General features: G+C 71.7%; 26 protein-coding genes and 1 pseudogene. 9 read left to right on the top strand and 18 right to left on the bottom strand.

The genetic code is table 11. From position 1 onward, the window contains the following. Positions 1-1,053: glycosyl hydrolase family 65 protein (locus ACOJTC_RS24030; RefSeq protein ID WP_420118585.1), on the top strand; the 1,053-nt coding region annotated here is incomplete at its 5' end. On the opposite strand, the gene ACOJTC_RS24025 is transcribed toward ACOJTC_RS24030, so the two are convergent. Then, the gene (locus tag ACOJTC_RS24025) at positions 1,018-1,503 is read right to left on the bottom strand and encodes a hypothetical protein (RefSeq protein WP_420118584.1); all 486 of its coding nucleotides are present in this window, start codon (positions 1,501-1,503) and stop codon (positions 1,018-1,020) included. The genes ACOJTC_RS24030 and ACOJTC_RS24025 overlap by 36 nt on opposite strands. A gap of 186 nt (positions 1,504-1,689) precedes the next feature. Here ACOJTC_RS24025 and ACOJTC_RS24020 point away from each other — a divergent pair, with 186 nt between their 5' ends. Then, complete coding sequence (locus ACOJTC_RS24020) at positions 1,690-2,472, top strand: SAM-dependent methyltransferase (protein WP_420118583.1); 783 nt, start codon at positions 1,690-1,692, stop codon at positions 2,470-2,472. A gap of 109 nt (positions 2,473-2,581) precedes the next feature. Here the strand turns inward: ACOJTC_RS24020 and ACOJTC_RS24015 are convergent, their stop codons facing one another. From ACOJTC_RS24015 to ACOJTC_RS23980, 8 genes are all read right to left on the bottom strand, one after another. Further along, positions 2,582-3,649 carry an NADPH:quinone reductase gene (locus ACOJTC_RS24015; protein ID WP_420118582.1) on the bottom strand — a complete coding sequence of 356 codons (1,068 nt, stop codon included), beginning with the start codon at positions 3,647-3,649 and terminating at the stop codon, positions 2,582-2,584. Then, positions 3,646-4,872, bottom strand: a complete 1,227-nt coding sequence (locus ACOJTC_RS24010) for an MFS transporter (protein WP_420118581.1) — start codon at positions 4,870-4,872, stop codon at positions 3,646-3,648. The genes ACOJTC_RS24015 and ACOJTC_RS24010 overlap by 4 nt, the downstream gene beginning before the upstream one ends. 218 nt (positions 4,873-5,090) lie before the next feature. Continuing rightward, complete coding sequence (locus ACOJTC_RS24005; protein WP_357925226.1) at positions 5,091-5,564, bottom strand: RrF2 family transcriptional regulator; 474 nt, start codon at positions 5,562-5,564, stop codon at positions 5,091-5,093. A gap of 29 nt (positions 5,565-5,593) precedes the next feature. After that, positions 5,594-7,561, bottom strand: coding sequence for an anthranilate synthase family protein (locus ACOJTC_RS24000; RefSeq protein ID WP_420118580.1), 1,968 nt, complete (start codon positions 7,559-7,561; stop codon positions 5,594-5,596). Positions 7,562-7,654: 93 nt separating this feature from the next. Next, positions 7,655-8,302: an isochorismatase family protein gene (locus ACOJTC_RS23995; protein WP_363649971.1), complete on the bottom strand. Its 648-nt coding sequence runs from the start codon at positions 8,300-8,302 to the stop codon at positions 7,655-7,657. A 20-nt stretch (positions 8,303-8,322) separates the two neighbouring features. Then, a complete protein-coding gene (locus tag ACOJTC_RS23990; RefSeq protein WP_420118579.1) occupies positions 8,323-9,096 on the bottom strand; it encodes a 2,3-dihydro-2,3-dihydroxybenzoate dehydrogenase in 774 nt (257 codons plus the stop codon). Continuing rightward, positions 9,093-10,658, bottom strand: a complete 1,566-nt coding sequence (locus ACOJTC_RS23985) for an AMP-binding protein (protein ID WP_420118578.1) — start codon at positions 10,656-10,658, stop codon at positions 9,093-9,095. Before ACOJTC_RS23985 ends, ACOJTC_RS23990 begins: the two co-directional genes overlap by 4 nt. 2 nt (positions 10,659-10,660) lie before the next feature. After that, positions 10,661-11,176, bottom strand: a complete 516-nt coding sequence (locus tag ACOJTC_RS23980) for an SRPBCC family protein (protein WP_420118588.1) — start codon at positions 11,174-11,176, stop codon at positions 10,661-10,663. A 988-nt stretch (positions 11,177-12,164) separates the two neighbouring features. On the opposite strand from ACOJTC_RS23980, the gene ACOJTC_RS23975 reads away from it, so the two are divergent. From ACOJTC_RS23975 to ACOJTC_RS23945, 7 genes are all read left to right on the top strand, one after another. After that, positions 12,165-12,611: a cobalamin B12-binding domain-containing protein gene (locus ACOJTC_RS23975; RefSeq protein ID WP_420118577.1), complete on the top strand. Its 447-nt coding sequence runs from the start codon at positions 12,165-12,167 to the stop codon at positions 12,609-12,611. After that, entirely contained in the window at positions 12,608-13,888 is a 1,281-nt protein-coding gene (locus ACOJTC_RS23970) for a methylaspartate mutase (protein WP_420118576.1), read from the top strand. Before ACOJTC_RS23975 ends, ACOJTC_RS23970 begins: the two co-directional genes overlap by 4 nt. 12 nt (positions 13,889-13,900) lie before the next feature. After that, complete coding sequence (locus tag ACOJTC_RS23965) at positions 13,901-14,857, top strand: amino acid ABC transporter substrate-binding protein (protein ID WP_420118575.1); 957 nt, start codon at positions 13,901-13,903, stop codon at positions 14,855-14,857. A gap of 47 nt (positions 14,858-14,904) precedes the next feature. After that, a complete protein-coding gene (locus ACOJTC_RS23960; protein ID WP_420118574.1) occupies positions 14,905-15,945 on the top strand; it encodes a DMT family transporter in 1,041 nt (346 codons plus the stop codon). A 1-nt stretch (position 15,946) separates the two neighbouring features. Beyond that, the gene (locus ACOJTC_RS23955) at positions 15,947-17,017 is read left to right on the top strand and encodes an aspartate-semialdehyde dehydrogenase (protein WP_420118573.1); all 1,071 of its coding nucleotides are present in this window, start codon (positions 15,947-15,949) and stop codon (positions 17,015-17,017) included. Beyond that, positions 17,014-18,072, top strand: coding sequence for an aspartate kinase (locus tag ACOJTC_RS23950; protein WP_420118572.1), 1,059 nt, complete (start codon positions 17,014-17,016; stop codon positions 18,070-18,072). Before ACOJTC_RS23955 ends, ACOJTC_RS23950 begins: the two co-directional genes overlap by 4 nt. A gap of 170 nt (positions 18,073-18,242) precedes the next feature. Next, positions 18,243-18,635 carry a Fur family transcriptional regulator gene (locus ACOJTC_RS23945; RefSeq protein WP_145917370.1) on the top strand — a complete coding sequence of 131 codons (393 nt, stop codon included), beginning with the start codon at positions 18,243-18,245 and terminating at the stop codon, positions 18,633-18,635. A 67-nt stretch (positions 18,636-18,702) separates the two neighbouring features. On the opposite strand, the pseudogene ACOJTC_RS23940 reads toward ACOJTC_RS23945, so the two are convergent. From ACOJTC_RS23940 to ACOJTC_RS23900, 9 genes and pseudogenes are all read right to left on the bottom strand, one after another. Then, positions 18,703-18,933, bottom strand: a pseudogene (locus ACOJTC_RS23940) (SCO5389 family protein); the annotation flags it as partial. A 181-nt stretch (positions 18,934-19,114) separates the two neighbouring features. Then, the gene (locus ACOJTC_RS23935; protein ID WP_363791305.1) at positions 19,115-19,513 is read right to left on the bottom strand and encodes a peptidase inhibitor family I36 protein; all 399 of its coding nucleotides are present in this window, start codon (positions 19,511-19,513) and stop codon (positions 19,115-19,117) included. Between the two features lie 105 nt (positions 19,514-19,618). Continuing rightward, on the bottom strand, positions 19,619-20,014 hold the full coding sequence (locus ACOJTC_RS23930) for a hypothetical protein (protein WP_420118571.1): 396 nt from the start codon (positions 20,012-20,014) through the stop codon (positions 19,619-19,621). A gap of 40 nt (positions 20,015-20,054) precedes the next feature. Then, positions 20,055-21,260, bottom strand: a complete 1,206-nt coding sequence (locus tag ACOJTC_RS23925; RefSeq protein WP_420118570.1) for an ABC transporter permease — start codon at positions 21,258-21,260, stop codon at positions 20,055-20,057. Continuing rightward, entirely contained in the window at positions 21,257-21,922 is a 666-nt protein-coding gene (locus ACOJTC_RS23920; RefSeq protein WP_420118569.1) for an ABC transporter ATP-binding protein, read from the bottom strand. The genes ACOJTC_RS23925 and ACOJTC_RS23920 overlap by 4 nt, the downstream gene beginning before the upstream one ends. Then, complete coding sequence (locus ACOJTC_RS23915) at positions 21,919-23,181, bottom strand: peptidoglycan-binding protein (RefSeq protein WP_420118568.1); 1,263 nt, start codon at positions 23,179-23,181, stop codon at positions 21,919-21,921. Before ACOJTC_RS23915 ends, ACOJTC_RS23920 begins: the two co-directional genes overlap by 4 nt. 195 nt (positions 23,182-23,376) lie before the next feature. Continuing rightward, a complete protein-coding gene (locus tag ACOJTC_RS23910; protein WP_420118567.1) occupies positions 23,377-24,156 on the bottom strand; it encodes a hypothetical protein in 780 nt (259 codons plus the stop codon). 208 nt (positions 24,157-24,364) lie between these two features. Continuing rightward, entirely contained in the window at positions 24,365-24,763 is a 399-nt protein-coding gene (locus ACOJTC_RS23905; protein ID WP_420118566.1) for a peptidase inhibitor family I36 protein, read from the bottom strand. Next, positions 24,757-25,593 (bottom strand): hypothetical protein, encoded by an 837-nt coding sequence (locus ACOJTC_RS23900; RefSeq protein WP_420118565.1) that lies wholly within the window; start codon positions 25,591-25,593, stop codon positions 24,757-24,759. Before ACOJTC_RS23900 ends, ACOJTC_RS23905 begins: the two co-directional genes overlap by 7 nt. Positions 25,594-25,802: the final 209 nt, after the last annotated feature.

Below are 25,802 nucleotides of genomic sequence, written 5' to 3'. Positions count from 1 at the left end.
GACGCGGTGCTGCGCTACGTCACGGCCACCGGGGACCAGGAGTTCCTCGCCGACACCGGGCTGGAACTGCTGGTGGAGACGGCCCGGCTGTGGGCCGGTTACGGCCACTGGTCCGACGACGGCGCGTTCCACGTCACCGGGATCACCGGCCCCGACGAGTACGCCGCCCTGGTCGACGACAACGTCTTCACCAACCTGATGGTCCGGCGCAACCTGCGGGGCGCCGCCGACGCCGCCGAAGGGCATCCGGAGCGGGCCGCCGCGCTCGGCGTCGACCCGGCGGAGATCTCCGGCTGGCGGGCCGCCGCCGACGCGGTGCACCTGCCCTACGACCGCAAGCGCGGCGTGCACCAGCAGGCGGCCGGTTTCACCGAGCAACCCGAGTGGGACTTCGCGGCGATGACCGACGACGACTACCCGCTGCTGTTGCACTACCCCTACCTGGAGCTGTACCGGCGGCAGGTGGTCAAGCAGGCCGACCTGGTGCTGGCCATGCAACGCTGCCCGGGGGAGTTCACCGCCGAGGAAAAGGCCCGCAACTTCGCCTACTACCAGGCCCGCACCGTCCGCGACTCGTCGCTGTCCGCCGGCTCCCAGGCGGTGCTCGCCGCCGAACTGGGCCACCTCGACCTGGCGTACGACCTGTTCGCCGAGGCGGCGCTGCACGACCTCGCCGACCTCGGCGACAAGACCAGCGACGGGCTGCACCTGGCGGCCCTGGCCGGGGCGTGGACGGCGGCGGTGGAGGGTTTCGGCGGGCTGCGCGACGACACCGGGGTGCTCTCGTTCGACCCCCGGCTGCCGGCCCGGATCGACCGGCTCGCCTTCCACCTGCGCTGGCACGGGCAGCGGCTACGGGTCACGCTGACCCGCGACGGGGCCCGCTACGAGCTGCCCGACGCCGACCCGGAGACGACGGTCGACCTGCGGCACGCCGGGGAGCCGGTCACGGTCACCGGCGCGGCGGCGGTCAGCCGGCCCCTGCCGCAGGTGCCCGACCCGGGGCCGGAACCGCCGTCACCGCACGGTCGGCGGCCCGCCCGCCGGGCCTGACCCGCCCCGCATCCGCTCCCGCACCACCGCCAGCTCCTCGAAGGCGTACGCCCAGTTGTGGCACTTGAAGCTGCGGAGGCCGGTGACCGGGGTGTGGCAGTCGAGGCAGTGCACCCCGGCGATCGCGTCCGGGATCTCGGTGTTGACGTACCGGCGGTCGCCGAGGATCACGGTGGCGATCATCAGTGGATCGTGCACCCCCTTGAGGGCCGAGGCGACGATGTCCAGCCAGGTGGCCCGGCGTCCGCACTTGGGGCAGTCCGGTTCGTCGCCGCTGACCCACAGGGGCGCGCCGATGCTCTGCGCCGGCATCCCGAGCAGCTTCTCCAGCCGGCGTACGTCGTGTTCCGGGGTGGTCCAGCGGTGCCGCCCCGGCAGCGAGGCGGGTGAGTCGTACACGGCCCGGAACAGGGCCGGGTCCACCTCCACGGTCTCCCGGGCAGTGTTCATCGGATGCCTCCTCGCCGACAGTCGGTGTCACCGTCATACCGGCAGGTGACGGTCGTGTGCTGCCGGCTCGCCGACACGGGGGGTCAACATGTCGTCGCCCCGGGTGCTAGACATCAGGGCGCGGGGTGCCCGCCGCCCGGCGGTGGGTCGTCCCGCAGCGACGACGCGAGTGGAGGGAGAGGACCGGTGACCGCGCCGACCGACGCCGAGCTGGGACCGAACGTGGCCCGGATGTACGACTACTACCTCGGCGGGTGCCACAACTTCGCCGCCGACCGGGCCGCCGCCGAGCAGATCCTGCGGATCTTCCCGGACACCGGGATCGCCGCCCAGGCCAACCGGCACTTCCTGCGCCGGGCCGTCCGGCACGCCGCCGAGCTGGGCGTACGCCAGTTCCTCGACATCGGCGCCGGGCTGCCCACCCAGGGCAACGTGCACGAGATCGTCCGTCAGGTCGCCCCCGACTCGACGGTGGTCTACGTCGACTACGACGAGGTCGCCGTCACGCACGCCCGACGGCTGCTGCCGGCCGACGGGCGGACCACAGTCGTCCACGGTGACCTGCGCCGGCCGGACGAGCTGCTGGCCCACCCCGACGTGCGGGCGGCGATCGACTTCGACCGGCCGGTGGCCGTGCTGCTGGTGGCGGTGCTGCACTTCGTCACCGACGCCGAGCAGCCGTGGGCCGCCGTGGCCCGGCTGCGGGACGCGACCGTTCCCGGTAGCCCGCTGGTCGTCTCCCACCTCACCGCCGACGGCGCCCCGCCGCTGCCCACCCGGCAGGGGCAGGCGGTCTACCAGCGCAGCAGCGCTCCGCTGCTGCCCCGTCCGCACGCCGACGTGCTGCGCTTCTTCGACGGCTACGACCTGGTCGATCCGGGGCTGGTCCGGGTGGCCGAGTGGCGACCCGACGGGGAACCCCGGGAGCGGATCTCCCACGGCTACGCCGGGGTGGGCCTGCGCCGCTGACCGCGCGGGCGGGCCGGCGTCGCCGACCGCCGTCCCGGCAGGGCAGCACGACGGCCCGCCGACCCGGGCCGGCCGACCCGATCCGCCCGCCCGGCCGGTCCGGCGACGGTCAGGGTGGGGTGGGCAGCAGGAGGGTGCGTACCCCGTGCAGGCCGTCCTCGACGCGGCGGTGCGCCTCGGCGGCGGCGGCCAGCGGGAGCGTCTCGACGGTGCGGGCCCGCAGCCGGCCGTCGGCCAGCAACGCGTTGATCGCCCGCGCCGCGTCGGCCAGTTCGGTGACGGTGGCGTGCGAGATCACGAAGCCCAGCACCGCGCCGTCACGCAGGTACAACTCACCGGCGGGCAGCGTCGGGGTGGTGCCCAGGCCGGCCAGCACCAGCACCCGGCCACGGGGGGCGAGCAGGCCGACGGTGCTGGTCAGGTCGTTGACCCCGGCCGCGTCGAGTACCACGTCCACCCCGGACGGGCAGGCCCGGCGGACCTGCGCGGCCCAGTCGGCGTCCCGGTAGTCGACCACCGGCTCCGCGCCGAGGCCGGCGCAGTGGTCGGCGTCGCGGGGGTGCGCGGTGGCCACGACCCGGGCCCCGGCGGCGCGGGCCAGGGTGACCGCGGCGCTGCCCACGTTGCCGCCCGCGCCGATCACCAGCACCACCTCACCCGGCCGGACCCGGGCGTGGGTGACCAGGGCGAGGTAGGCGGTGGCCGCCGGATGCGCCACCGCCACCGCGGCCAACGGGTCCACCCCGGCCGGCACCGGGTAGAGCCGGTCGGCGGGCACCGCCACCCGCCCGGCGGCGGCACCGGGCCGGCCGGCGTGACCCATGCTGTTGCACCACACCCGGTCCCCCGGCACGAAACCGGTGACGGCCGCACCGACCCGCAGCACCGTGCCGGCCAGGTCCCGTCCGATGACGAACGGGAAGGTCAGCGGGGTGCGGAACGCGCCGGACCGGACGAAGGTGTCCACCCGGTTCACCGGGCTCGCCTCGACCCTGACCAGCACCTCGGTCGGCGTCGGTTCGGGCGCGGGCAGCGGGCCGACCCGGATCGTCTCGGCGGGCCCGGTGCGGTCCACGTACGCGGCGGTCGTGGTGTCCGTCGCGCCGGACCGGGGTGCCGGCGGGGCCGACCAGCCCGCACCCGGCGTCGGTCGGGCGGCGGGGACCCGGCCGGTCACGACGTCACCGCCGGGGTGCGCCCGGTGATCCGCTGTCCGAGGTGGAGCACCAGTAGGGCCAGCACCGCCCCGGCCGCGCCGAGGGCGTACATGGTGGGCACGCCGGAGGTGAGGGTCGCCCCGCCGACGGTGGTGCCGAGGCCGATGCCGAGGTAGATGGCCGACGAGTTCAGCGACACCACCAGTGGGGCCTGCTGCGGCGCGGCGGCGATCAGGCGGTGCTGCTGGGCCGGGGTCTGACACCAGCTCGCCGCACCCCACGCGCCGACGAGCAGTCCGACCAGGAGGATCGGCGCGGACCCGGCGGTGCTGAGCGCGCCGAGCACGCCCAGTGCGACGACCATCGCGGCGTACCCGACCACCAGCACCGGCACCGCGCCCCACCGGTCGGTGGCGTAGCCGGAGGCGACGTTGCCGGCGAACGCACCCGCCCCGTAGACCAGCAGCATCAGGTTGACCTGGTACGCGCTGACGCCGAGCGCGCCGAGGGTGGGCACCGCGAAGGCGTACACCGTGTAGGCGGCGGCCATGCCGATCACGGTGAGCGGCAGCACGGCGAGCACGCCCGGCCGGCGCAGCGCGGTCAACCGGGCGCGCAGCGGCACCGCCGCCGCGCCGGGCAGCGCGGGCATCACCAACCGGACGGCCACCGCCACGGCCAGCGCGAGCAGGGCCACCGCGACGAGCGCCGCCCGCCAGCCGAGCCACTGGCCGGTCAGCCCACCCAGCGGGACGCCCAGCGCGGTGGCGACGGTGAGCCCGCCGATCACCACCGCGAGGGCCCGTCCGCGCAGCGCCGGTGACACCAGGGAGGCGCCGGCCGCACCCGCGTTCGGGGTGTACGCGGCGGCACCGGCGGCGGCGACGATCCGGCCGACGATCAGCACCGGCAGTGTGTCGGCGACGGCCGAGACCAGGTTGCCGGCGGCGAGCACCAGCAACGCGGTGACGAGCAGGGTACGGCGTGGCAGCCGGGCGGTCAGCGTGGACAGCACCGGGGCCAGGACCGCGTACGAGATGGAGAAGACCGTCACCGACTGCCCGGCGGCGGCGGTGGAGACGCGCAGCGCGGCGGCCATGTCGGGGAGCAGCCCGGCGACCACGAACGCGTCGGTGCCGACGGCGAAGGTGCCGGCCGCGAGGATCAGGGTGAAGCGCAGGCCCCGGCCGGGCCCGGCGGTGGTGGCCGGCTCCGGGCCGGTGCGGGTGTGCAGGTGGGACATGGGGTCTCCGGATGCGGGAGGGCATGCGGCGGCGCGGCGGAGCGCGCCGGGCACGGGATTCGGGTGTGGACGACCACCGGGCCGGCGGCGGGGGTCCGTCCGGCCCGGCGACCGGTGCTGCGGTCGAGGATGGCCCCGGCCGGTCGCGGGTGGACCGGTGGTCGGCGGGTGCGCGGGCCGACGGTCGGTCGGCGGTCGCGGCGGTGACGGGCGGGGCGTCAGCCGCGCAGCAGCGCGTAGCGGCGACGGGTGCGTTCGGCCGCCTCCGGCGGTGCCGAGGCGAGCAGGTCGGCCAGGGTGTGGCCGGCCAGCTCGCGTCGCCAGGCCAGGTCGGCGCGGTGCATGACGGTGCTGATGGCGCACGGGGTGCGGAACTCCGGCGCGGAGGGGTCGACCCCCGCGCCGCGCTGGCGGATCTCGGTGCACCGGAACGGGTTGTCGGCCCCCTCGATCGCCACCGTCACGTCCATCACCGTCACGTCCGCCGGTTGGCGGGCGAGCCGGAACCCGCCGCGCGCGCCGGGCACCGACTGGAGGATGCCGGCCCTGGTCAGGGCTTGGAGGCACTTGGTGAGGTAGGCCGGAGGCAGCTCGAACCACTCGGCGAGCCGGACGGCGGGCATCGGGTGTTCGCCGCCGATCCAGGCGAGGGTGAGGCAGCAGTGCAACCCCCACTCGACCTGCTCGCTCATCCGCATAACCTGGATAATACACGTCCTGGTTAGCTTCGGGAGTCGACGCCGACGGCCGAGAGCACCCGCGCCGCGCCCGGCTGCGGCAGGACCCGCAGCAGTTCCCGCAGGATGCCCACCCCGTCCTCGGTCAGGATCGACTCCGGATGGAACTGCACCGACGCGAACCCGGCCGCCCGCAACGCGTACACGTCGCCGGTCGCCGGATCCCGGCTCACCTGCACCGTCCCGGGGTGCCGCCCCGGCGGCAGCAGCGAGGTGGGGCAGCGGCCGGTGAAGGTGTTGTAGAAGGCGACCCGGTGCGGCACGCCGAACAACCGGATCTCCTTCTGCACCCCCTGGTTGGGCACCGGTAGCCGGTGCAGCGGGACACCCAGCAGGTCGCACAGCACCTGATGGCTCAGGCACACGGCGAGGAACGGGCGGCGACCGGCCAGCAACGTGCCGATCGTCTCCCGCAGCAGCCGCACCCTCGGGTCGGCGTCATCGCGCGGGTCACCCGGACCGGGCCCCAGCACCACCAGGTCGTACCCGTCGACGGTGAACGACTCGTCGTGCCGGCGTACCGTCACGTCCAGCCCCAGCGAGCGCAGTTGCTGGCCGAGCATGACGGCGAAGGTGTCCTCGGCGTCGACCACCAGCACCCGCCGGCCGTCGAGCACCGGATCGGCGTCACCGGCCCGGTGCGGGCCACCGGTGCCGGGCTGGTCGGACGCCAACCAGAACCGGCCGACCCGCTCGTTGCGTTGCCGCAGCGCCCGCCGTACCCGCGGATGGCCGGCCAGCCCGCCGGCCGGCCGGGCGTGCAGGGCGGCCAACAGGCCGGCGGCCTTCGCCCGGGTCTCCGCCGCCTCCGCCACCGGGTCCGAGTCGCGCACCAGCGTCGCACCGACCGACAGACGCAGCCGCCCACCGGAGTCGATGTCGGCGGTACGGATCACGATCGTCGAGTCCAACGTCCGGCGGCCGTCCCGGTCGTGGCCGATCAGGGCCAGCGCGCCGCTGTAGTAGGCGCGGCCCGTCGGCTCGTACCGGCCGATCACCCGGGTGGCGTTCTGCAACGGGCTACCGACCACCGTCGGGGCGAACATCGTCTCCCGCAGCACGTCCCGCACGTCCGCGTCGGTGCCCCCCTCGACCAGGTACTCGGTGTGCGCGAGCCGGGCCATCTCCCGCAGGTACGGGCCCCGGACCCGGGCGCCGTCCGGGCAGATCCGGGCCATCATCTTCAGTTCCTCGTCGACGACCATGAACAACTCGGCCGTCTCCTTGGAGGTGGCGAGGAAGTCGAGCACGCCGGGCAGGGTCGGCCCGGACTCCGGGTACCGGTAGGTGCCGCTGATCGGGTTCATCACCGCCCGCCCGCCGGTCAGGCTGACGTGCCGTTCCGGGCTCGCCCCGACCAGCGTCCGGTCACCGGTGTGCACCAGGAACGTCCAGTACGCGCCGTTCTCCGCCGCGAGCAGCCGACGGAACAACCGCAGCGCGGCGGTCAACGGGTCCCCGCTCAGGTCGGCGATCCAGTTGCGCTTGAGGACGAAGTTGGCCCCCTGGCCGCTGCCGATCTCGGCGTCGAGCACCGCGCGCACCAGCCCGGCGTACGCGGCGTCGGACAGGTCGTAGTCGCCGGGGCCGACCGGGATCTCACCGTCGGGGATGCGCCGCAGCACCTCGGCCAGCGGCAGCACCTCCTGCTGCTCGACCCGCATCGCCAGCAGCGGGGTGCCGTCGTCGGGGGCGTCGAACCCCCGCTCGGCGAGCTGCCGGTAGGGGATCAGCACCAGCAGGTCCTCGCCGGCCGGGGAAGCAGCGGGGTCGGGCAGGGGCAGGTCGGCCAGCCGGTCGACCGGGGCGACCGGCCCGGCGAGCACGTCGACCCAGCCGTACTCGTGCGCGTACGGCCGGTGCAGCAGGGCGAACGGTCCATGGCACCCGGCCCGGTCGGCGGGTGGCAGCGTGACCGGGTCGGACGACGGTGGTCGGTGCTGCGTGGACATCGGCCGCCTCCTCTCGTGGTGGTGGGTGCCCGACCGGCCGGTACAGGTTCCGGCCGGTCGGGGATACGACGGTGGGCGCGGCCCGGCCCGTGCTCAGGCGTGGGCGGCGGTGGTGACGGACAGCGCGGCGAGCAGGGTGTCGGTGTCGGCGACCACGGCGCACCGGTTCGCCGCGTAGGTCAGGGCCATCCGGTGGTCCTCGGCGGTGAAGTCGGCCACCGCGTCGGCGGCCACGAACGTCTCGATGTCGTGCGAGAACGCGTCGCAGGCGGTGGCCAGCACGCCGACGTGCGCGTACACGCCGCAGACGACGAGCTGGTCACGGCCGGCCGCGCGGATGCGGTCCAGCAGGTCGGTGCGGTGGAACGCGCTGTAGCGCCACTTGGTGAACACCCAGTCCCCGACGGCGGGGGCCAGCGCCGGGTCGACCCGACGCTGCTGCGGCTCGGCGGTCATTCCCGGCCCCCAGAAGTCGGCGAGCAGGCCCCGTTGCAGCGGGGTCATCGAGCCCGGCTGCGCGGTGTACGCCACCGGCACCCCCAGCTCGGCGCAGCGGGCCCGCAGCCGGGCCGCGTTGTGCCGCAGGGCCCGGCCCGGCTGCGCGTCGGGCGGGAACGGACGCAGGAAGTAGCCCTGCATGTCGTGGACGAGCAGCACCGCGCGGGCCGGGTCGGGCACCCAGCCGACGGTGTTGCCGGGCAGGTCGGGAAGGTCGTACCGGATGGTGTCCGGGATGCCCACGGTTGCCTCCTCGGTCGGGCTCAGACGCCGAGCGTGGCGCCGCCGTCGACGGTCAGTTGCTGCATGGTGATGTGCCGGGCGTCGTCGGAGATGAGGAACAGCACGGCGGCGGCGATGTCGGCCGGGTCGGCGATCCGGCCGAGCGGAATGCCCACCCGGTACGCCTCCGGCACCCCGCCGATGGTGGAGCGCCGGGCGGCGTCGTCGGGCAGCAGCGCGGCCAGCATCGGGGTGTCGGTGGAGCCGGGGGCCACCACGTTGCACCGGATGCCGTACCTGGCGAGTTCCAGCCCGAGCGCCTTGGTGAACGCGGTGGCCGCCGCCTTGGACGCCCCGTACGCCGACATGCCGGCGCGGGCGGTGCCGGCGGCGTTGGAGGCGACGGTGACGTTGGTGCCGCGTCGTCGGGGCACCATCCGGTCGGCCACCGCCCGGCAGGTGTGGAACACCCCTGTCGCGTTGACCGCGAAGGTGTGCTGCCAGTCCTCCTCGGTCAGCGTGCGGGCCTCGCCCGAGCGCAGCACCCCGGCGGCGTTGACCAGCGCGTCGATCGGTCCGAGCGTCCGTTCGACGGTGTCCACCAGGTCGCGTACCGCCGCACCCGAGCGGACGTCGACCGGGTACGCGGTCAGCGGCAGCCCGGCGGAACGGGCCTCGTCCACGGTGGCCCGCAGCCGGTCGGCGTCGCTGTCGACGGCGGCGACCGGGGTGCCGCGCCGGGCCAGTGCCCTCGCCACCTCGGCGCCGATCCCGCCGGCCGCGCCGGTGACCAGGGCCGTGCCGTCGGTGCTCACCGACCGACACCTTCGGCGACGAGCGCCCGGGCCAGCTCCAGCCGCTTGATCTTGGTGGTGGCGGTGTGCGGCAGGTCGGCCAGCCGGCGGTGCACCGGGTCGGCCATCGGCGGCAACCCCTGGGCCGCCGCCTGCCAGGCGTCGAGGTCGAGGGGCTTGTCGTCGCGCGTGCACACCACCGGCACCGGCCGGCCCTCGGTGCCCACGATGATCACCTCGGTGAGGTCACTCATCCGGGCCAGCAGGTGGTCCTCGGCGACCAGGGTGCTGCCGAAGCCGGGCACCACGTCGACCTCGCGGTCGAGCAGGTGCAGGCAGCCCCACCGGGTGCGGTAGCCGATGTCGCCCATCTTCCACCAGCCGCCGTCGACCTGGGCCGCGTAGCGTTCCGGCTCGCCGAGGAAGGTGACCGCCCGTCCGTCGCTGCGGGCCTCGATCCGACCCGGCGACTCCCGGGTCGGGGGTCGGCCGTCGATCGACACGACCCGGATGTCGGTCATGCCGGGGAACGGCACGCCGACGCAGCGCCCGTCGTGCTCCGGCTCCCACCGCCTGCTGTACGTCCGACCGACCACCGGGCCGGTTTCGCTCTGGCCGTAGAGCTGGGCGAACTTCGGGTTGCGGTGCTCGGAGGCGGCGAGCATCCGGCGGATGGTGCGCGGGTGGATCGCGTCGAACGTGCTGCTGAAGTAGCGGACGCTGGCCAGCGGCCGGCGCGGGTCCTCGGCCAGTTCCTCCCAGCGCAGGAACGAGTTGGGGTGCGCCTCGATCACGCCGGGCCGGAACCGGGTGAGCAGTTCGGCGGCGCGCACCGGGTCGTCGTCGACGAGCACGATCAGCGGTACGCCGCGCGACAGCGCCAGCGTCATCGCGCTGATCGCCCGGGAGTGCACGAACGACACGTGCAGCAGCAGCGGTTCCCGGCGGCGGACCAGCGCGGCGATGGTGGCCTGCGGCCGGTACCGGGCCTGGAGCGACCGGCCGGTGTGCACCGCCATCTTGGGGATGCCGGTGGTGCCGGAGGTGTGGGTGACCAGCGACGGATGGTCGGCGGGCATGGTCACCGGCGCGACCCGGGGTACGCCGGCCAGCTCGGCCAGCGCGGTACCCGCCGGGTGGGTGCCGGCGGCGAGCAGCACCCCGTCGGCCAGTTCGCCGATGCCCTCGGGCAGGGTGCCGGTCAGCTTCGTCCCGTCGGTGAGCAGGTACGCCGGGGCCGCCCGGCGCAGCAGCTCGGCGACCGTCGCACCGTCCAGCTTGGGGGAGAGCAGCACCGGTACCGCGCCGATGCGGGCGACGGCGACGGCGAGCAGCGGGATGTCGAACCCGTCCGACTTGTAGACGACCACCCGGTCGCCGGGGCGGATGCGTGCCGCCCAGAGCCGGGAGGCGAGGTCGTCGACGAGGTCCGCGAGTTCGGCCATCGCGATCCGGCGGCCGAGTTCCGGGGCGACGTCCAGGTCGTGGTCGAGGATGAGCAGGTTGGCGGGGTGCCGGGCGAGTGCCCGGTCGAACACCGTGCCGAGTCGGATTCCCTGGTTGGCGACGCGTTGCAGCAGCATGGCTACCGTCCTCCGGAGGGCTGTTCGAGGTAGGTCTTCAGCCGCGCGAGGGTCAGCCCGATGTCGCCGCGCAGCTTCTCGGTCCACTGGGTGAAGAACCGCTCGGTGGCCTCGGCGTCGAGGCCGGCGGTGATGCCCCGGATGCCCTCGGTCGCCGCGCCCATCCGGAACCGGTGGATGAGCAGGCTGCCGCCCGGGGCGGCGTCGATCTCGTACGACCAGACGCTCTCCTGTCGTTCGCCGGCGCTGTTGCGCATCGCCCAGGCGAACACCCGGCCGGGTTCGGCGCGTACCACCTCGGCGGTGGTCTGCCACTCGCCGCGGACCACCGGGGCCCAGGGCACCACGTCGTCGCTGCGCACGTTGTCGCCCCGGAACACCGCACCGACCGTGCCGGGAGTGCCGGAGATCCATTTCCCGCCCCGGCATTCCGGGCTCCACCGACCGCTGCCCGCCAGGTCGCTGACCACCTCGTAGATGTGCTGACGGGTGGCGTTCACCTCGATTTCACCGTGCACCGCGAACAATTCGCGATGGCCTTTCGCACTCACCACGGAAACCTCCTCCCGAGGGCGTGCCGGGTCACCGCACAATGGCGGCGACGGCACGGGGACGGTCGACGACGACCGGATGTTCGTCGGCTGCGCGCGGTGCGGGGGACCCCCGTGACGCGGCGGCGCCGGTGACTATGAGTGCCGCACTGATCACTGTCGATCAGGCGTGCGGGTAGACCATAGGTCGGTTGCGGGGGCCGTGCAATGCATCTCTTCGCCCCGGGTCGACCCGTCACCGTGTGTGGCAGGCCATCGTGCCTTATCTATCCCCAGGCCATCGGTGGGACGTCGTCCGTGACCCGCAGTCATCAATTGACCTGTTCAAGTGTCCCGCGATGCGGGAAGGGTGATCCGTGGCGGGGGTTTCCCGGTTCGGTCGGGCGCCTCGGGGTGAGCCGAACACGTGTCGGATCGATGATCCGGGCCCCCTGGGTGAGCGGCGGGGGAGCGATCGATGGCGGGAATGATCTGGGTCACTCCGCAGCGGGTGGTCGTCGGGTGTCGGGGGCCGCACAGTCGACCATGTCCCATTATATGGGATGCCGGGATAGATTGTTTCGATCACCCTGCGCCACTGCGGGTGGCGGCCTGCCCGGCGGGCGGTGCTGGTGGGGAGTGGCCCGCAGGCGGCGCGGGTGGGCCCTGCGCGGAGCACCGGTGGCGGTTTGGCTACCGTCCGTATCCACCGACGACGACCCTCCGGAAGTCAACCGGGACATTGCTTGTCAGGGTTCTGGTCGCGTCCTAGACTCGGCGACCGACAGATGTGTGAGACACCCACTTACGGGGAGTTGCGGTGTTCAATGCAATGGCGGGCCTGCGCTAGCCAGATCATCTTTCTCTGACCATGGAACGGCATCTTTCGCCGAGCTTCCGCCCGGAGGCTGCGGCGGACCAGTCGTGCCCATTTTCCGTGACGATTATCCGCTAGCGAAGTGTCCTGGAGTTCGGCATGCGCCTCTCGACGGCCAACGCACCGGTCGCTGTCCTGTCCACCATTCCCTCCGACTCGCACACCTGGAACCTGGTCTACCTCCACCTGCTGCTGGAGGAGCACGGCTTCCGGGTGGTCAACCTCGGCGCCTGCACGCCGATCGACGACCTCGTCGCCGCCCACCTGCGGCACACGCCCGACCTGGTCGTGGTCAGCACCGTCAACGGCCACGGCGCGGTCGAGGGCGAGCAACTGGTCCGCCGGCTGCGCCGGCACGACCACACCACCCCCGTCGTGATCGGCGGCAACCTCGGCGTGGCCGGGTCCGCCGACGAACGGCACGTGCCCGCCCTGCTCGACGCCGGGTACACCGGCGTCTTCGTCGGCGACTGGGCCGTCGACGACTTCCGCGCCCACCTGCACACCCTGCACGCCCGCCCGCACCTGGCCGCGAGCCCGGTGTGACCCGGGGACGGTTCGCGTCGTACGTGGCCGACAACCAGGCCGCCGGTCGGTTGGTGGTGCAGCCCCGGATGGGCTTCGCCACCACCGAACAGATGCGCGGCGGCCTGCTCGCCGTCCGCGCCGCCCGGGCCACCACCGCCGGCACCCTCACCCTGGACAGCTTCACCCGGGTCGGCGACCACGCCAGCGCCGCCCGTGCCCTGGTGCACGGGCACGACCTCAACGGCTATCCACTGGTCGCGCACGGGGCGGTGATGACCCGGGCGATGCTGGAGGACATCGCCGCCGACGACTTCCCGGTCCAGGTACGACACGGCTCGGCGCTGCCGCTGGGCATCTTCCACGCCCTGCTCGACGCCGGCCTCGACGCCACCGAGGGCGGACCCGTGTCGTACTGCCTGCCCTACAGCCGGGTGCCGCTGCGGGCGGCGATCGACGAGTGGGCGGCCTGCTGCGAACTGCTCGCCACCGTGGGCGACGGGCGGGGCGCCCACCTGGAGAGCTTCGCCGGCTGCATGCTCGGCCAGCTCTGCCCGCCGTCCCTGCTCGTCGCGCTGGGCATCCTGGAGGGCCTGTTCTTCCGGCGGCACGGGGTACGCAGCCTGTCGCTCAGCTTCGCCCAGCAGACCAACCCCGGGCAGGACCTGGACGCGCTGCTGGCCCTGCGACACCTGGCCGCCGAGTTCCTGCCCGACTGCGACGTACACCTGGTGGTCTACACGTTCATGGGGCTGTTCCCCCGCACGCCGGCCGGTGCCGCCGAGATCCTGGCGGAGAGCGTCCGGCTCGCCGTGGCCGGTGGGGCCGCCCGGCTGATCGTCAAGACCTCGGCCGAGGCGTTCCGCATCCCCACCGTCGCGGAGAACGTCGCCGCCCTGGAGTTCGCCGCCACCCAGGCGGCCCGCTGCGCCGCACCGACCCGGCGGTCCTTCGACCCGGCCGCCTCCCCGGCGTACGCGGAGGCGCGGCTGCTCGTCGAGGCCGTGCTCGACCTGCACCCCGAGCCCGGTGCCGCCCTCGCCGCGGCGTTCGGCACCGGCCTGCTCGACGTGCCGTTCTGCCTGCACCCGGAGAACGCGAACCAGGCCCGCAGCCGGGTCGAACCCGACGGGACGCTGCGCTGGACCCGCACCGGGCGGATGCCGCTGCGGCCCGCCACCGGCCACGCCGCCGACCTCGGCTCGGCCGAACTGATCGACATGCTCGCCTTCAACCAGCGCCGCTTCGACACCCCGACCACCGAGCCGACCACGCCGGCCCTGAGCCCGGCCCGTTGACAGGGAGACCCGATGACCTCGGTCCTGACCAGCACGACCGCCCGCCTCGACCGGGTCCGCCGCCACGGCGCGGTGCGCGCCGGGGTGAGCACCGGCATCCGTGGCCTGTCCGCTCCCGACACCGACGGCCGGTGGCAGGGCCTGGACGTGGACACGGCCCGTGCGGTGGCCGCCGCCGTGCTCGGTGACGCCAACGCGGTCGAGTTCGTGCCGCTGACCCCGGACCAGCGGATGCCCGCCCTCGCCGGCGACGACATCGACCTGCTCACCTGCAACGCCACCTGGACGGTGAGCCGGGAGGCCGGCTTCGGGGCCACCTTCGTCGCCACCACCTGCTATGACGGCGGGGCGTTCCTGGTGCCCCGGGCGGCCGGTGTCACCGCCGCCGCGCAGCTCGCCGGACGCCGGATCGGGGTGCTCGGCGGCACCAGCAGCGCCGCCAGCCTCGCCCGCTACTACGCGCCGCTGGGCGCCGAGGTCGAGGTGGTGCCGTACCCGGACGCGGCGGACGCGCTCGTCGGCTACCGCGACGGCGCGGTCGACGCGTACGTCTGCGACGGGGTGGTGCTGGCGGCCGAGAAGACCCGGCTGCCGGACCCCGACGCTCACGTCGTCCTGCCCGAGCTGATCTCCCGCGAGCCGATGGGCCCGGCGGTCGCCGACGGTGACTCGCACTGGCTCAAGACGGTCCGCTGGATCATCTTCGCGCTGATCGCCGCCGAGGAGGAGGGCCTGACCTCGGCCACCGTCGGCCAGGGTGCCGCGTCGGCGCTGCTGGACGCGCAGGCCAGCCTCGGCAACACGCTCGGCCTGCCGCAGACCTGGATCGGCGACGCCGTCGGTCAGGTCGGCAACTACGGCGAGGTGTACGACCGCAGCTTCGGCGCGGCCAGCGGTCTCGACGTGCCCCGTGGCCTCAACGACCTGTGGACGCGCGGCGGCCTGATGTACGCCCCGCCGTTCGCCTGAGCACGGCCGCAGCCGAGGGGGCGGCGACCGCAACCGGAAGGGACACCATGGAGAACCACCGCAGCAGCAGGACACCGATGGTCCAGATCATCGTCGCGATGGCGGGCTGGGGCACGATCGGGGTGTTCGTCCTCGAATCCGGGCAGCCGGCGTTCAACGTGGTCTTCGCCAGGTGCGTGCTGGGCGCGGTCGCCCTCGCCGTGGCCTGCCTGGTCGGCGGCTACTTCCGCAACACCGGGCTGACCCGGCGCAACCTGCTGCTCGCCGCCGGTGGCGGGGTCTGCCTGGTGTTCAACTGGGTGTTCCTGTTCTCCTCGTTCGAGCAGACGTCGATCACCATCACCACCGTCGTCTACCACACCCAGCCGTTCTACGTGCTGGTCCTCGGCGCGCTGCTGTTCAAGGAACGGCTCACCCGGGCCAACGTCGGCTGGGTGGTGCTGGCCTTCGTCGGGCTGGTGCTGACCACCGAACTGTGGACGGCGCTGCGCGGCGGGGGACTGGACTCCCGGCAGCTCCTGGGCATCCTCAACGCGCTGGCCGCCGCCGTCCTCTACGCCCTGGCCACCATCGCCGCGAAGCAGCTCAAGGGGGTACGGCCGCAGATCACCGCACTGATCCAGGTGCTGATCGGCATTCCGCTGCTGCTGCCGTTCGTCCGCTTCGCGGCGCTGCCGGCACCGGGTGCGAGCAGCTGGATCTGGCTGGCGGTGCTCGGGGTGTTCCACACCGGCGTGCTCTACCACCTGCTCTACTCCGCCGTCCCGCACCTGCCCAGCTCCACCATCGCCGTGGTGGCGTTCGTGAACCCGGCGGTGGCGATCGTCTGCGACGTCGTCGTCTACGCCCACCGGCCCACCCTCGCCGAGATCGTCGGCATCGTGCTGATCGTGCTGTCCAGTCTCGGGGTGACGTTGCGCTGGCAACCGCTGGCCGTCCGCCGCCCGAACCCCGCGCCCGGCGCCGCGTCGACCGGGCCCGCGGTGCCCGAGCCGGCCGAGGTGCCGGTGGCGACCGGGGCACCCACTCCTCTGGTGACCGTCGACGAGGCCGGGTCACCCCACTCCGTCCTTCGAAAGCAGGGCTGACGTGACATCCTCCACCGACACCCCCGCTCTCCCCGCGACCGACCTGCGGGCCGCCACCGGCGTCGCGGTGCCGATCGCCGTCGTCGGGGCCACCGGCGCGGTGGGTCGTACCCTGATCGACCTGCTCGTCCAGCGGGGTTTCCCGGTCGGCGAGTGCGTGCCGGTGGCGTCGGCGCGCTCCGCCGGGCAGCGCATCGACGTGCCCGGCGGCACCGCCACCGTCCACGACCTCGACCGGTACGACTTCTCCGCCGTACGGCTGGCGTTCTTCTCCGCCGGCACCGGGGTCAGCGAACGGCACGCCCGTCGCGCCGCCGCCCAGGGTGCCCTGGTCATCGACAACACCAACGCGTTCCGGATGGCGGCGGACGTGCCGCTGGTGGTGCCGCAGGTCAACCCGGACGTGCTGCACCGGCGGCCGGACAGCGGCATCATCGCCAACCCGAACTGCTCCACCATTCCCCTGGTGCGCCTGCTCGCCCCGCTGCGCCAGCGGTACGGCCTGCGCCGGGTCACCGTCAGCACCTACCAGGCGGCATCCGGCCGGGGTAACCGGGGAATGGCGGAACTGCGTGCCCAGGCCGCCGCCGCGACCGACGACCCGACCCGGACGGGCCCGGTCGAGGCGTTCGGGGTGCCGCTTGCCTACAACGTGATCCCGCTGATCGACACCCTGCTCGCCGACGGCTTCACGCTGGAGGAGCAGAAGATGCGGCAGGAGAGCCGCAAGATCCTCCGCGACCCGACGCTGGACGTGACCGCCACCTGCGTCCGGGTGCCGGTGCTCAACGGGCACAGCGAGACCGTGGTGGTGGACTGCGACGCGCCGGTCGACGCCGGTGAGCTGGCCGCGCTGCTGGCCGGCGAGCCCGAGGTCCGGGTGTGGACCGACCGGCCGCCGACCCCGCGCACCCTCGACGACGCCGACCTGGTGCACGTCGGGCGGATCCGGGTCGACCCGGAGCACCCGAACCGGGTGGCGTTCTGGCTGGTGGCGGACAACCTGCGGATCGGCGCCGCGCTGAACGCGGTGCAGATCGCCGAGGTGCTGGTAACGAGGGGGGTCCGGTGAGCCGGGTACGGGTGGTCAAGTTCGGCGGTTCCAGCTTCGCCGGTCCGGAGCACTTCCACACCGTCGCCGCCCACCTCGCCGGGCGGGTCCGCGACGGCGAGAAACTGGTGGTCGTCACCAGCGGGATGCCCGGGGCCACCGAGGAACTGCGTCGGCTCGCCACCGAACTGCATCCCGAGGTCAGCAGCCCGGCCCTGCTCGGCCTGCTGCCGTTGGCCGACACGGTCGGCGCGGCCCTGCTGCGGATCGCGCTGGAACGCGCCGGTCTGCGCGCCGAACTGCTGCCGCCGCACCACATCGGTCTGGCCAGCAGCCCGGCGGGTGGGCAGGCCGCCGCGCTCACCGGTGTCGACCCGGTCTACCTGCACGGGCACCTCGCCGCCGCCGACGCGCTGGTGCTGCCCGGCGGTCAGGCGGCCGACGCCCACCAGCGCCCCACCTGGCTGGGTAAGAACAGCTCCGACCTGTCCGCCGTCGCGGTCGCCGCCGCGCTGCGGCTGCCGGGCTGCGACATCCACTCCGACGTCGAGGGCGTGTACGACGCCGACCCCCGGCAGGTCCCGGCGGCGCGACTGCTGCCGACCCTGGCGTACGCCGACGTGGTGACCATGGCGCGGGCCGGCGCGAAGGTGCTGCACCCCGGGGCCGTCGAGTTGGCCGCCCGGCACGGTGTGACGGTCACCTGCCGACTGAACACCGGTGACTTCCGGGTCGGTTCGGTGATCGGCCCGACCGGTGACCCGGCGTACGCGGTGGTGGCCGACGCCCGTTCGGTGGTGCTCACCGGCGACGACCCGGACGCCGTCGAGGCGGTGCTCGCCGCCGAGGGCCTGGCCACCCTGCGGGTGGCCGGCGCGGTGGTGGCGACCGGCTCGTTCGCGGACGTGCCGGCGCTGCTCGCGGCGCGGGGCAGGACCTGCACCGTGACCGGGCAGAAGCTGCTCACCGTGCTGCGCGCCGGGGTGCCCGAGTACGAGCTGGTGCCGGCCACCGAGCTGGCGGTGGTCGCCCGGTCGCGGCACGCGGCCCTCACCACGGTCGCGGCCGTGGCCTGACCCGCCTCCGGCGGTCGTCGTCCCCCGGGCCCGCCTCGGGCCGTGGGGTGCCCGTATCCGCAGCGCATAATGGGTACGGCCTCCGCGTGGACCGGCGGAGGCGGGGAGCAGCGACGGCCGCCGGCGGGGCCGGGGCGACGAGCGGAGACGGCGGTACGGTGACCCAGGCGATGCCGAACGTGACCCGGAACACGCGTCAGCGCGGCGAGGTGCTGGCGCTGCTGCGCGAGGTCGACGGTTTCCACACCGCGCAGCAGCTTCACCAGATGCTGCTGGCCCGCAAGGCCCGGGTCGGGTTGACCACGGTCTACCGCACCCTGCAACTGCTCGTCGACGCCCAGGAGATCGACTCCACCCGGCTGCCCGGCGGCGAGCAGCTGTTCCGCCGGTGCAGCCAGAGCCGGCACCACCACCACCTGGTCTGCCGCCGGTGCGGCAGCACCGTCGAGGTGGCCGGGCCGGCGGTCGAGCGATGGGCCGACCAGGTCGCCGCCCAGCACGGCTTCACCGAGGTCGGGCACACCTTCGAGATCTTCGGCACCTGCGCGGAGTGCGCCCGCTGACGACCGGCGCCACCGGGTGTGCCGGACCGGGACGGTTCTTGCCGGTCCGGCACACCCGGGCGACGGGTCAGCAGTTGCGCAGCTCGGGTGACTGGTTCAGGAGCTGGCCCCGGGTGGAGACGAACCGGCGGTACGACTCGGAGTCGACCGCCGCCGGACGGAACGCGGCGACCCGGTGGCAGTTCTGGAACGCCAGCTTCACCCCGAAGTGGCGTTCCAGGCTGGCCCGGATGGCGTCGCCGGCCATCGCGCGCAGCAACTGCCCCCGCTCCGCGTCACCGGGCGGCGCGACGGGATTCGGCGCTTCGTGTCGGGCCGGAGGGCCAGCCGGTCGCGCCGAATGACAGTCCCCCGGCTTCATATCGGACCTGGCGGGCGGACGCCCTGGGTGAGGCTGTTCTCGCCAGGGCGTCCTTCGCTCGGGAGGATGGAGGATCGCGCCAAGTCGCGTTGGTCTCGTGGGAGCAGGGTGCTGGTGGCTAGCCCCACCAGTTGGCGCTCGCCTTGTTGTTCATTCCGTAGTCGCCCAGGTTTCCGATCCGAATCCCCGGACCGAAGCTGACCTTGCTTCCGCGGTTGAACGAGTGCTCCCACAGCGTGGCCACCGCCCAGCTGTACTTGTTCTCGGCGGAACTCGCGGCGTCGTTGATGGATCGCGACGTTCCCCACCAACGCTCGTTCGTGAAGTTCGAGACGCTGCCACTGTCGTCCCAGCGACCACCGCTCCACGACGTGTCTTCGTAAAGGCACACGTCACCTGAACCGCAGACCCCGTCGTTAGCTGTAGCCGCACTTGCCCCGGTCAACACCATGATCGCTGCCGTGGTGGCGACAACGACGGGCGCTGAAACAGTTCTTCCAAACCGCCAAATTTTCACGACGACTCCCTTGTCTTGATTTTATTGGCGGTTCCAGCCTATGGAAAGCAAGAGGGTGCGGCAAGGATCTGATCAATTCTTACGGGTCTCTGCAAGTGGGATTGACTAGGGTGAAGGGGTCCCGGATCCGTTGGCCATGATGGTGATGTTTGTCGTCTCTCCCTCGCGGGGAAGAACGAGATTGGCCTCTTTCCGGCCACCTTCAATCAGCGGGGACACGGCAATCACCCGCGCCTCGCCCACGGCACCCCCTGTCGCCAGCACCAACTTACCCGCGTCGTCGGATTTTCCGGAGGCGATGGTCTGCCCGTCGGCATCCACCAGCGAGATCTCGGCTTCAGAAAGCCCCGACGCAAGGCAGCTCGCCTTCTGCGTGTTGCACGAGTTGAGGCGGATTTCCACATCTACCTCGGTGCGGGCGGGACCTCCACAGGCGGACAGGGCCAAGGCTGACAAAACGACGCAGGCTGCTGACCGTACTTTCGGGTGACCAATCTTCACAGCGCCCTCCTGATCGGTAGATGTCACTTCTTACGCTACCTCATCGCCGCATTGCGTCGGCTGGTTCGATACGCGCCGCACGACGCGCTGGGTAGAGCCCTGCCGATAGCCCGATTGCCAAGCCGAGGCAGGGTGCCAGGGCGACCGTCCAAGGCTCGATCACCGCGGTCCACCTCCGCGCGATGGCGATGGACAAGACGAGGGAGACGCCGAGGGCGGTGCCGATGAGCCCGCCGGTCGCGCCGAGCACCGCGGATTCGGCTATGAACTGGACACCTATGTGCCACGGCCGCGCGCCCAGCGTCCGCCGCAGCCCGATCTCCTCGACCCGTTCCAAGACTGACACGAGCGTCGTATTGGCGATACCGACCGCGCCAATGACGAGACATACGACTGCCAACACGATGATCATATCGTCGAGATCGCCGGTGACCTTCGCGCGTAGCGACTGAGGGTCGCCGGCCGCTACCACCTTGAACATCTCCGGAGCTTCCGGTCGCAAAGCCAACGCTATCTGGGATGCGACAAGGGAAATTGCCCCGGCCCTCGTCTCCACCAGCATTCGGGCACGAGGTTCCTCGGGCGTGCCGAACGCGACCACGGCCGAGTTCGGGGGGATGATGACGCTGAGGAGCAGCTCGGGCAACCTCTCTACCGAGTCGACAACCGCCATCACTGAGAACGGCATGTCATTGATGAAGACCGTGGGCTGGTAGGCGAGGGTCGAGATCCCGAGCCTGTCGGCCGCCGCAGCACCCAGGATGGCCACCCGTTCCGCACGTTCTTCGTGAAAGGTGTCGAAGATCCGACCCGATCGGAGTTTGATTTCCGCTGCGGCCAGCGCACCACTGTCCGCAGCCATCACACCCACATTCGTGTCGTTGCGGACTCCGGGCGCTGCCGCAAGGTGATACCGCTCGTTCGGTACCGGCCACCACACTCCCGCAGCCGTCACGCCGTTCAGGCGGGCAATTTTCTCCGGTGCGTCCGGGAGAAAGGACGGCGGAGAGGAGATCTCCCCGGCTCTGCCGATATCCTCGACCGTGATGGTCGTCGCGGCGAGTTCGCTGAAGTGGTCATCAATCTGCGCCCCGGTCGTAGCGGCGAGGCCGAGGACCGAGACGAGCGAGGTGATGCCGAGCACCGCGCCGAGTGCCGTCAGGACCGATCGACCGGGCCTCTGCAGCAGGCCGGCCAAGGCCTCGGACATCAGGTCGAGAAAGCGGACACTGGTGCGGCGATTCACGTGACCACCCCGTCCATGACGGAGATGGAGCGCGGTGACCGATCCGCCACCGCCATGTCATGAGTGACGACGATCAGCGCCAGACCGTCACCGTGAAGTTCGTCGAAGAGATCAAGGACGTCAGCCGCGCTCCGGCTATCGAGATTCCCGGTGGGTTCGTCGCAGAGCAGCACCTGCGGCCGTCCGACGATGGCCCGCGCCACAGCGACCCGCTGCCGCTCCCCTCCGGAGAGATTGTTGGCCATCGCCTGTGCTCGACGGGCCAGTCCGACACGCTTCAGCGCCTCCATGGCCGCTGCCCGGCGCGTCTCACCCGCTATGCCCCGGTAGAGCAGGCCGAGTTCCACGTTCTCCAACGCCGAGCGCCGAGGCAGCAGGTGGAACGCCTGGAGGACGAACCCGATCTCGAAAGCGCGCAGCGCGCATCGCTTCCCTTCCGACAGCGAGCCCACATCCCTGCCCCGGAACTCGTAGCACCCGGCTGTAGGTCGGTCCAGCAGCCCGATGACGTTCAGCAGGGTCGACTTTCCGGAACCGGAGGCGCCTACCACGGAGACTCGTTCGCCGGCCGCGATCGATAGGTTCACGTCGTTGAGCGCTCGCACCGGCGGCGGACCGGGATAGGTGAGTCCGATCGCACTCAGGCGCATGAGGTCGTTCATGCGCCGGTACCCACCACGACGACGTCGCCCTCCCGCAGGCGTGCCTGGTGTAGTGGGGTGACCTCGACGAATCCACCCGCACTCGCCCCGGCGCGTACCTCGGTCCTGACGGGGACGCCGGCAGCCGGCTGGACGAGCACGGCGGATGTTCCGTCCGCACCGGCAAAGATCGCGGACGCCGGCACCACCAGGACCTTCCGCGCGCTCTTGGCGGAGGTCACCGTGACCCGCACGTCGAGATCGGCCCAACTTGACGGCAACCTGCGTAGCGACTGCAGGAGGACGACACAGTGTGGAGCCGCCCCACCCGTGCTGTCCACCACCGGCTCGCCAACCGTAGTGACCTTCGCGGCGGTCTCGTCGCCGGTGATCTCCGACGCCACGATCGCCCCCATCCCGGGTTGCACCAGAGTGGCCTGGTCCGGGGGCAGCTTCGCCTCGATGCTGAGATTCCCGGCGCCGAGGGTGAGCAGGGGCTCCTCGATCTTGCGGCCGACCTCCGCTTTCATGTCGATGACCCGGGCCGGGAACGCTGGGACGAAGACAGCTTCTGCCAACGGCAGCATCGGCCCCGTATGCGCAATCAGTTCCGTCTCTGCCGCCTTCGCGCGTTCGAAACGACGACGGGCGATGTCGACGGCATCTTGACCTGCGGCGTCGCGAACCGCGGTCCGTAGCTCGTGTTCCGCTGACTCGATGGCCGACCGAGCGGCGTCCAGGGCAGGACGATCGGCTGCTCCGCCGCGGCCTCCTGTGTCAGGAACGTCGTAACCTATCGAGCGGTACAGTCGTCGCACCGCTGACTTGGTCGATGCACCGAAGTACCCTGCCCGGTCGCCGCCCCGGTAGTGGCCCAGTCCTTTCAGGGCATGCTGAAGCTGCGTGACGTCTTCACCACTGTCTCCCGGCTTGAGGTCACGGTAGCCGGGTGTGCGCCCCGGCAGTACGACCAAGGGCCGTCCCGAGACGGCGAGAAGGACCTGCCCCGCGCGCACGGTGGCACCGGTCCTCGCCCTGACCTGGGTCACCACCTGAGCGCCGACATCGGACACCACGGGCGTGACCTCTATTCGCCGCTCGGTGACCACGGTCCCCCGTACGACTACGGTGTCCGCCAGAACCCTGCGCTCGACGGGCGCGGTCAGCACGGTGGGAGTTGGCGGCGCGGCGGCCGCTCGCCGCTCCGCCGGCGACTTCACATAGGTCGAGCCCACCAGACCGGTTACGGACAGGACAGCTGCCCCAGCGGTCAGTGCCAACCACCGTCGTCTTGTCGCCAGGCCAGCCTTCGCGGACCCGCACCGGCAAAAGCCGTCGTGTGTTTCACCGCTCATCGCGATGTCCTCCCCCTGTGCCCGTCGAGTTCGGGCACGGCGTGGTGGCATCGGGCCCGGAAAGCTCGCCAGCCTGCCACGGTCGACCGGTGGGTACAGCCACCGCAGCGGTTGTCGCGATCAACGCGGTGCGACGTGAGGGGACCATGTTGTCCCACTCGACATGACGACGGATGTGGCAGCGCGAAGCTCCGCATCCATCGTCTGCTTGACCTCGTCGAGGCGGGTCTCGTTCTCCTCGATGGAGCGCGTCTGGTAGGCCGCCTCCACTGCCATCCAGATGTTGATCAGGTTCGTCTCGCGCTTGCACGTGACATCGGCGACCGCGACTTCCCTCTCGGTTGCCGTCGCGACGTTCGAACCCTGCCACCGCACATCGTCATTCGCCTTCCAGGGGTCCGGATAGTCATGGCCCCGCTTCGACATGCAGTCACGCCAGTCGTCGAAGGCGGCCAGGAGGCGACGGTCCTGCCTGGCCCGCGCCGTCGCTTCACCGGCGAGCGCGAAGGGCAGCGCGAAACTCTCCGAGGAGACTGACCCCAGCGCCCGGCGTCCCTCCCCCAGACATCCGCCCTCCGGAACCTGGCCGGCTTCGCTCCTGGCGACCTCGCCATGCATGATCGCGTAGGCCCCCGGGGGCAACTCCGGCTCCCGCCTCGGGCCGGCCAGCCGGCTGGGAGGCGGGTGGTAGCCGTAGCGTCGTGCCTCCGCCTCGTCCGTGATGCCGAACCTGTCGGGATGACCGGGGCGTCCCTCGACCAGCGGTGGAGGAACGACCTGGTAGCCGAAGCGAGCCAGGCATTTCGCGGCGATCAGGGAAGTTGCGTAGGTGACTATCGCCTCGCTCCGCGCGTCGAGCATGTAGGCGTCGAGTGGGAGAGCAACCTTCTCGGCGAGCACCGGTTCCGTACGGACACTTATCTCCGGCTCACCCGCAACTTCGGCAGTCGGCCCTGCGCAGCCGGAAATAAAGGTCACCACAACGACGGGGATTAAAGTTCTCAATCGTGGCATGGCCTACCTCTGCGATTGAGACGCTGGTGGCCGGCAGGGCCACCAGCGCCTGACGCATGACAATTATCTCTCAATTCCGCCACATGCGGAATGTTCAGTAGTCGTTGGAAGAAGCCTTGTTGTTGAACCCGTAGTCGGAGAAGTAGTAGACCTTCTCCCCCGGGAGGATGCGGAGCCAGGAGCCTCGGTAGTAGGAGTGTTCGTAAAGGTAGGCATCCCAGAAGCTGTACTTGCTCTGTCCGGAACTGGCCTGGTCGTTGATGGAGATCGTCGTCCCCCACCACTTGTCGCCACTGGCGTAGTCGCTGTCGCTGCTGCCCAGGTCCCAGCGACCACCGCTCATGTTGTTGCCCTCGAAGAGGCACAAGTCGCCAGGTCCGCAGTTGCCGTCGTTGGCCAGGGCGGGCGAGGCGACGCCGAGGGTGGCCGTCAGCACTGCCGCCGCGACGAGAACGCCACCGGATGCCCTGGAGACTGCGCCGGGCCTCAGCACGGCCGCACGACGTTCGAGGGCTGGCTGCCCTTGTCCCAGCCCTTGTCGGTCGGGTTCCACGAAACGCTGATCGAGTCGATCCCGACGCCGATGCCGGTGATCTGTGCCGTCGACCAGGTGTGGGTGTATTCCGAGAAGGCCTGGAGCTCGCCGCAGCCGGGAGTATTGATCGAGTACACGATCTGGCCGTTGTACATGTTGTAGTCCAGCGCGCCACAGCCGGATCCACCGCAGAGTCGATCCTGCGCCCTGGCCGCGACCCCGTCGGTCCCGCCGGAGACCATGGTCAGGCTGAAGGACGGGAACGTGCTGGATGCGCCCCACGCGGTCGAGGAGTATCCCGACACCGAGGAGACGTTACGGCTGAAGGAGATCGCGAACACGTCGTATCCACCGACATTGCACGTGGTCGTGCAACCACCGTCACTCTTGAGTGAGGTGAGACTGCTGAACTTCCACGTTGCGATCGCGTAGTACTTACTGGTGCAGGTGTCCCTGTATATGGAGGGCGCGGGCACACTGACGATGCTTTCCGACGACATCGGAGTAGCGGTTCGGGGCGTCGGGGTCGAGACGAGCCTGAGTCCCTCCTCGGCGAACAGCGTCCGGTCGATCTCCGCCTGCGACTTGCCGGAACGACGCAGGGCGACGAGGGTGCGGTCCAACGCCTTTGCCCCGCCGTCGCCAGCTGTCGCCCTGTTGGCCGCGGAAGTGCTGAGACAGAGGGGCTCAGGTGCCGCCTGCGCTCCCGTGGCGCTGATGATTACCACACTCCCGGACACGAGGGCCGTGAGGGCGACAATGCGGCCGATAATCCCTTTGGCGAACAAGATGCATCCTCCCGATGGAACCGATAGTTGTCACGGGAACTCCCGTCGATGCAGACTGGCCGGACCCATGGGGCCACGACAAGCCTGCCGGGGAAGGGTTGCGGATACCCGCAGCAGTGCGGCGACCGTGTCCGGTATCGAGCCTTTGGTGGATTTGTCGGCATTGACAGTCGGGGATAGGTGCTGCACCCTAGGCTCTTGATTACCGA

The sequence above is a fragment of the Micromonospora sp. genome (assembly GCF_048594385.1).
Lineage (GTDB): Bacteria > Actinomycetota > Actinomycetes > Mycobacteriales > Micromonosporaceae > Micromonospora > Micromonospora wenchangensis.
Note: the sequence above shows the minus strand (reverse complement) of the source record. Positions and strands in the feature narration are given on the sequence as shown.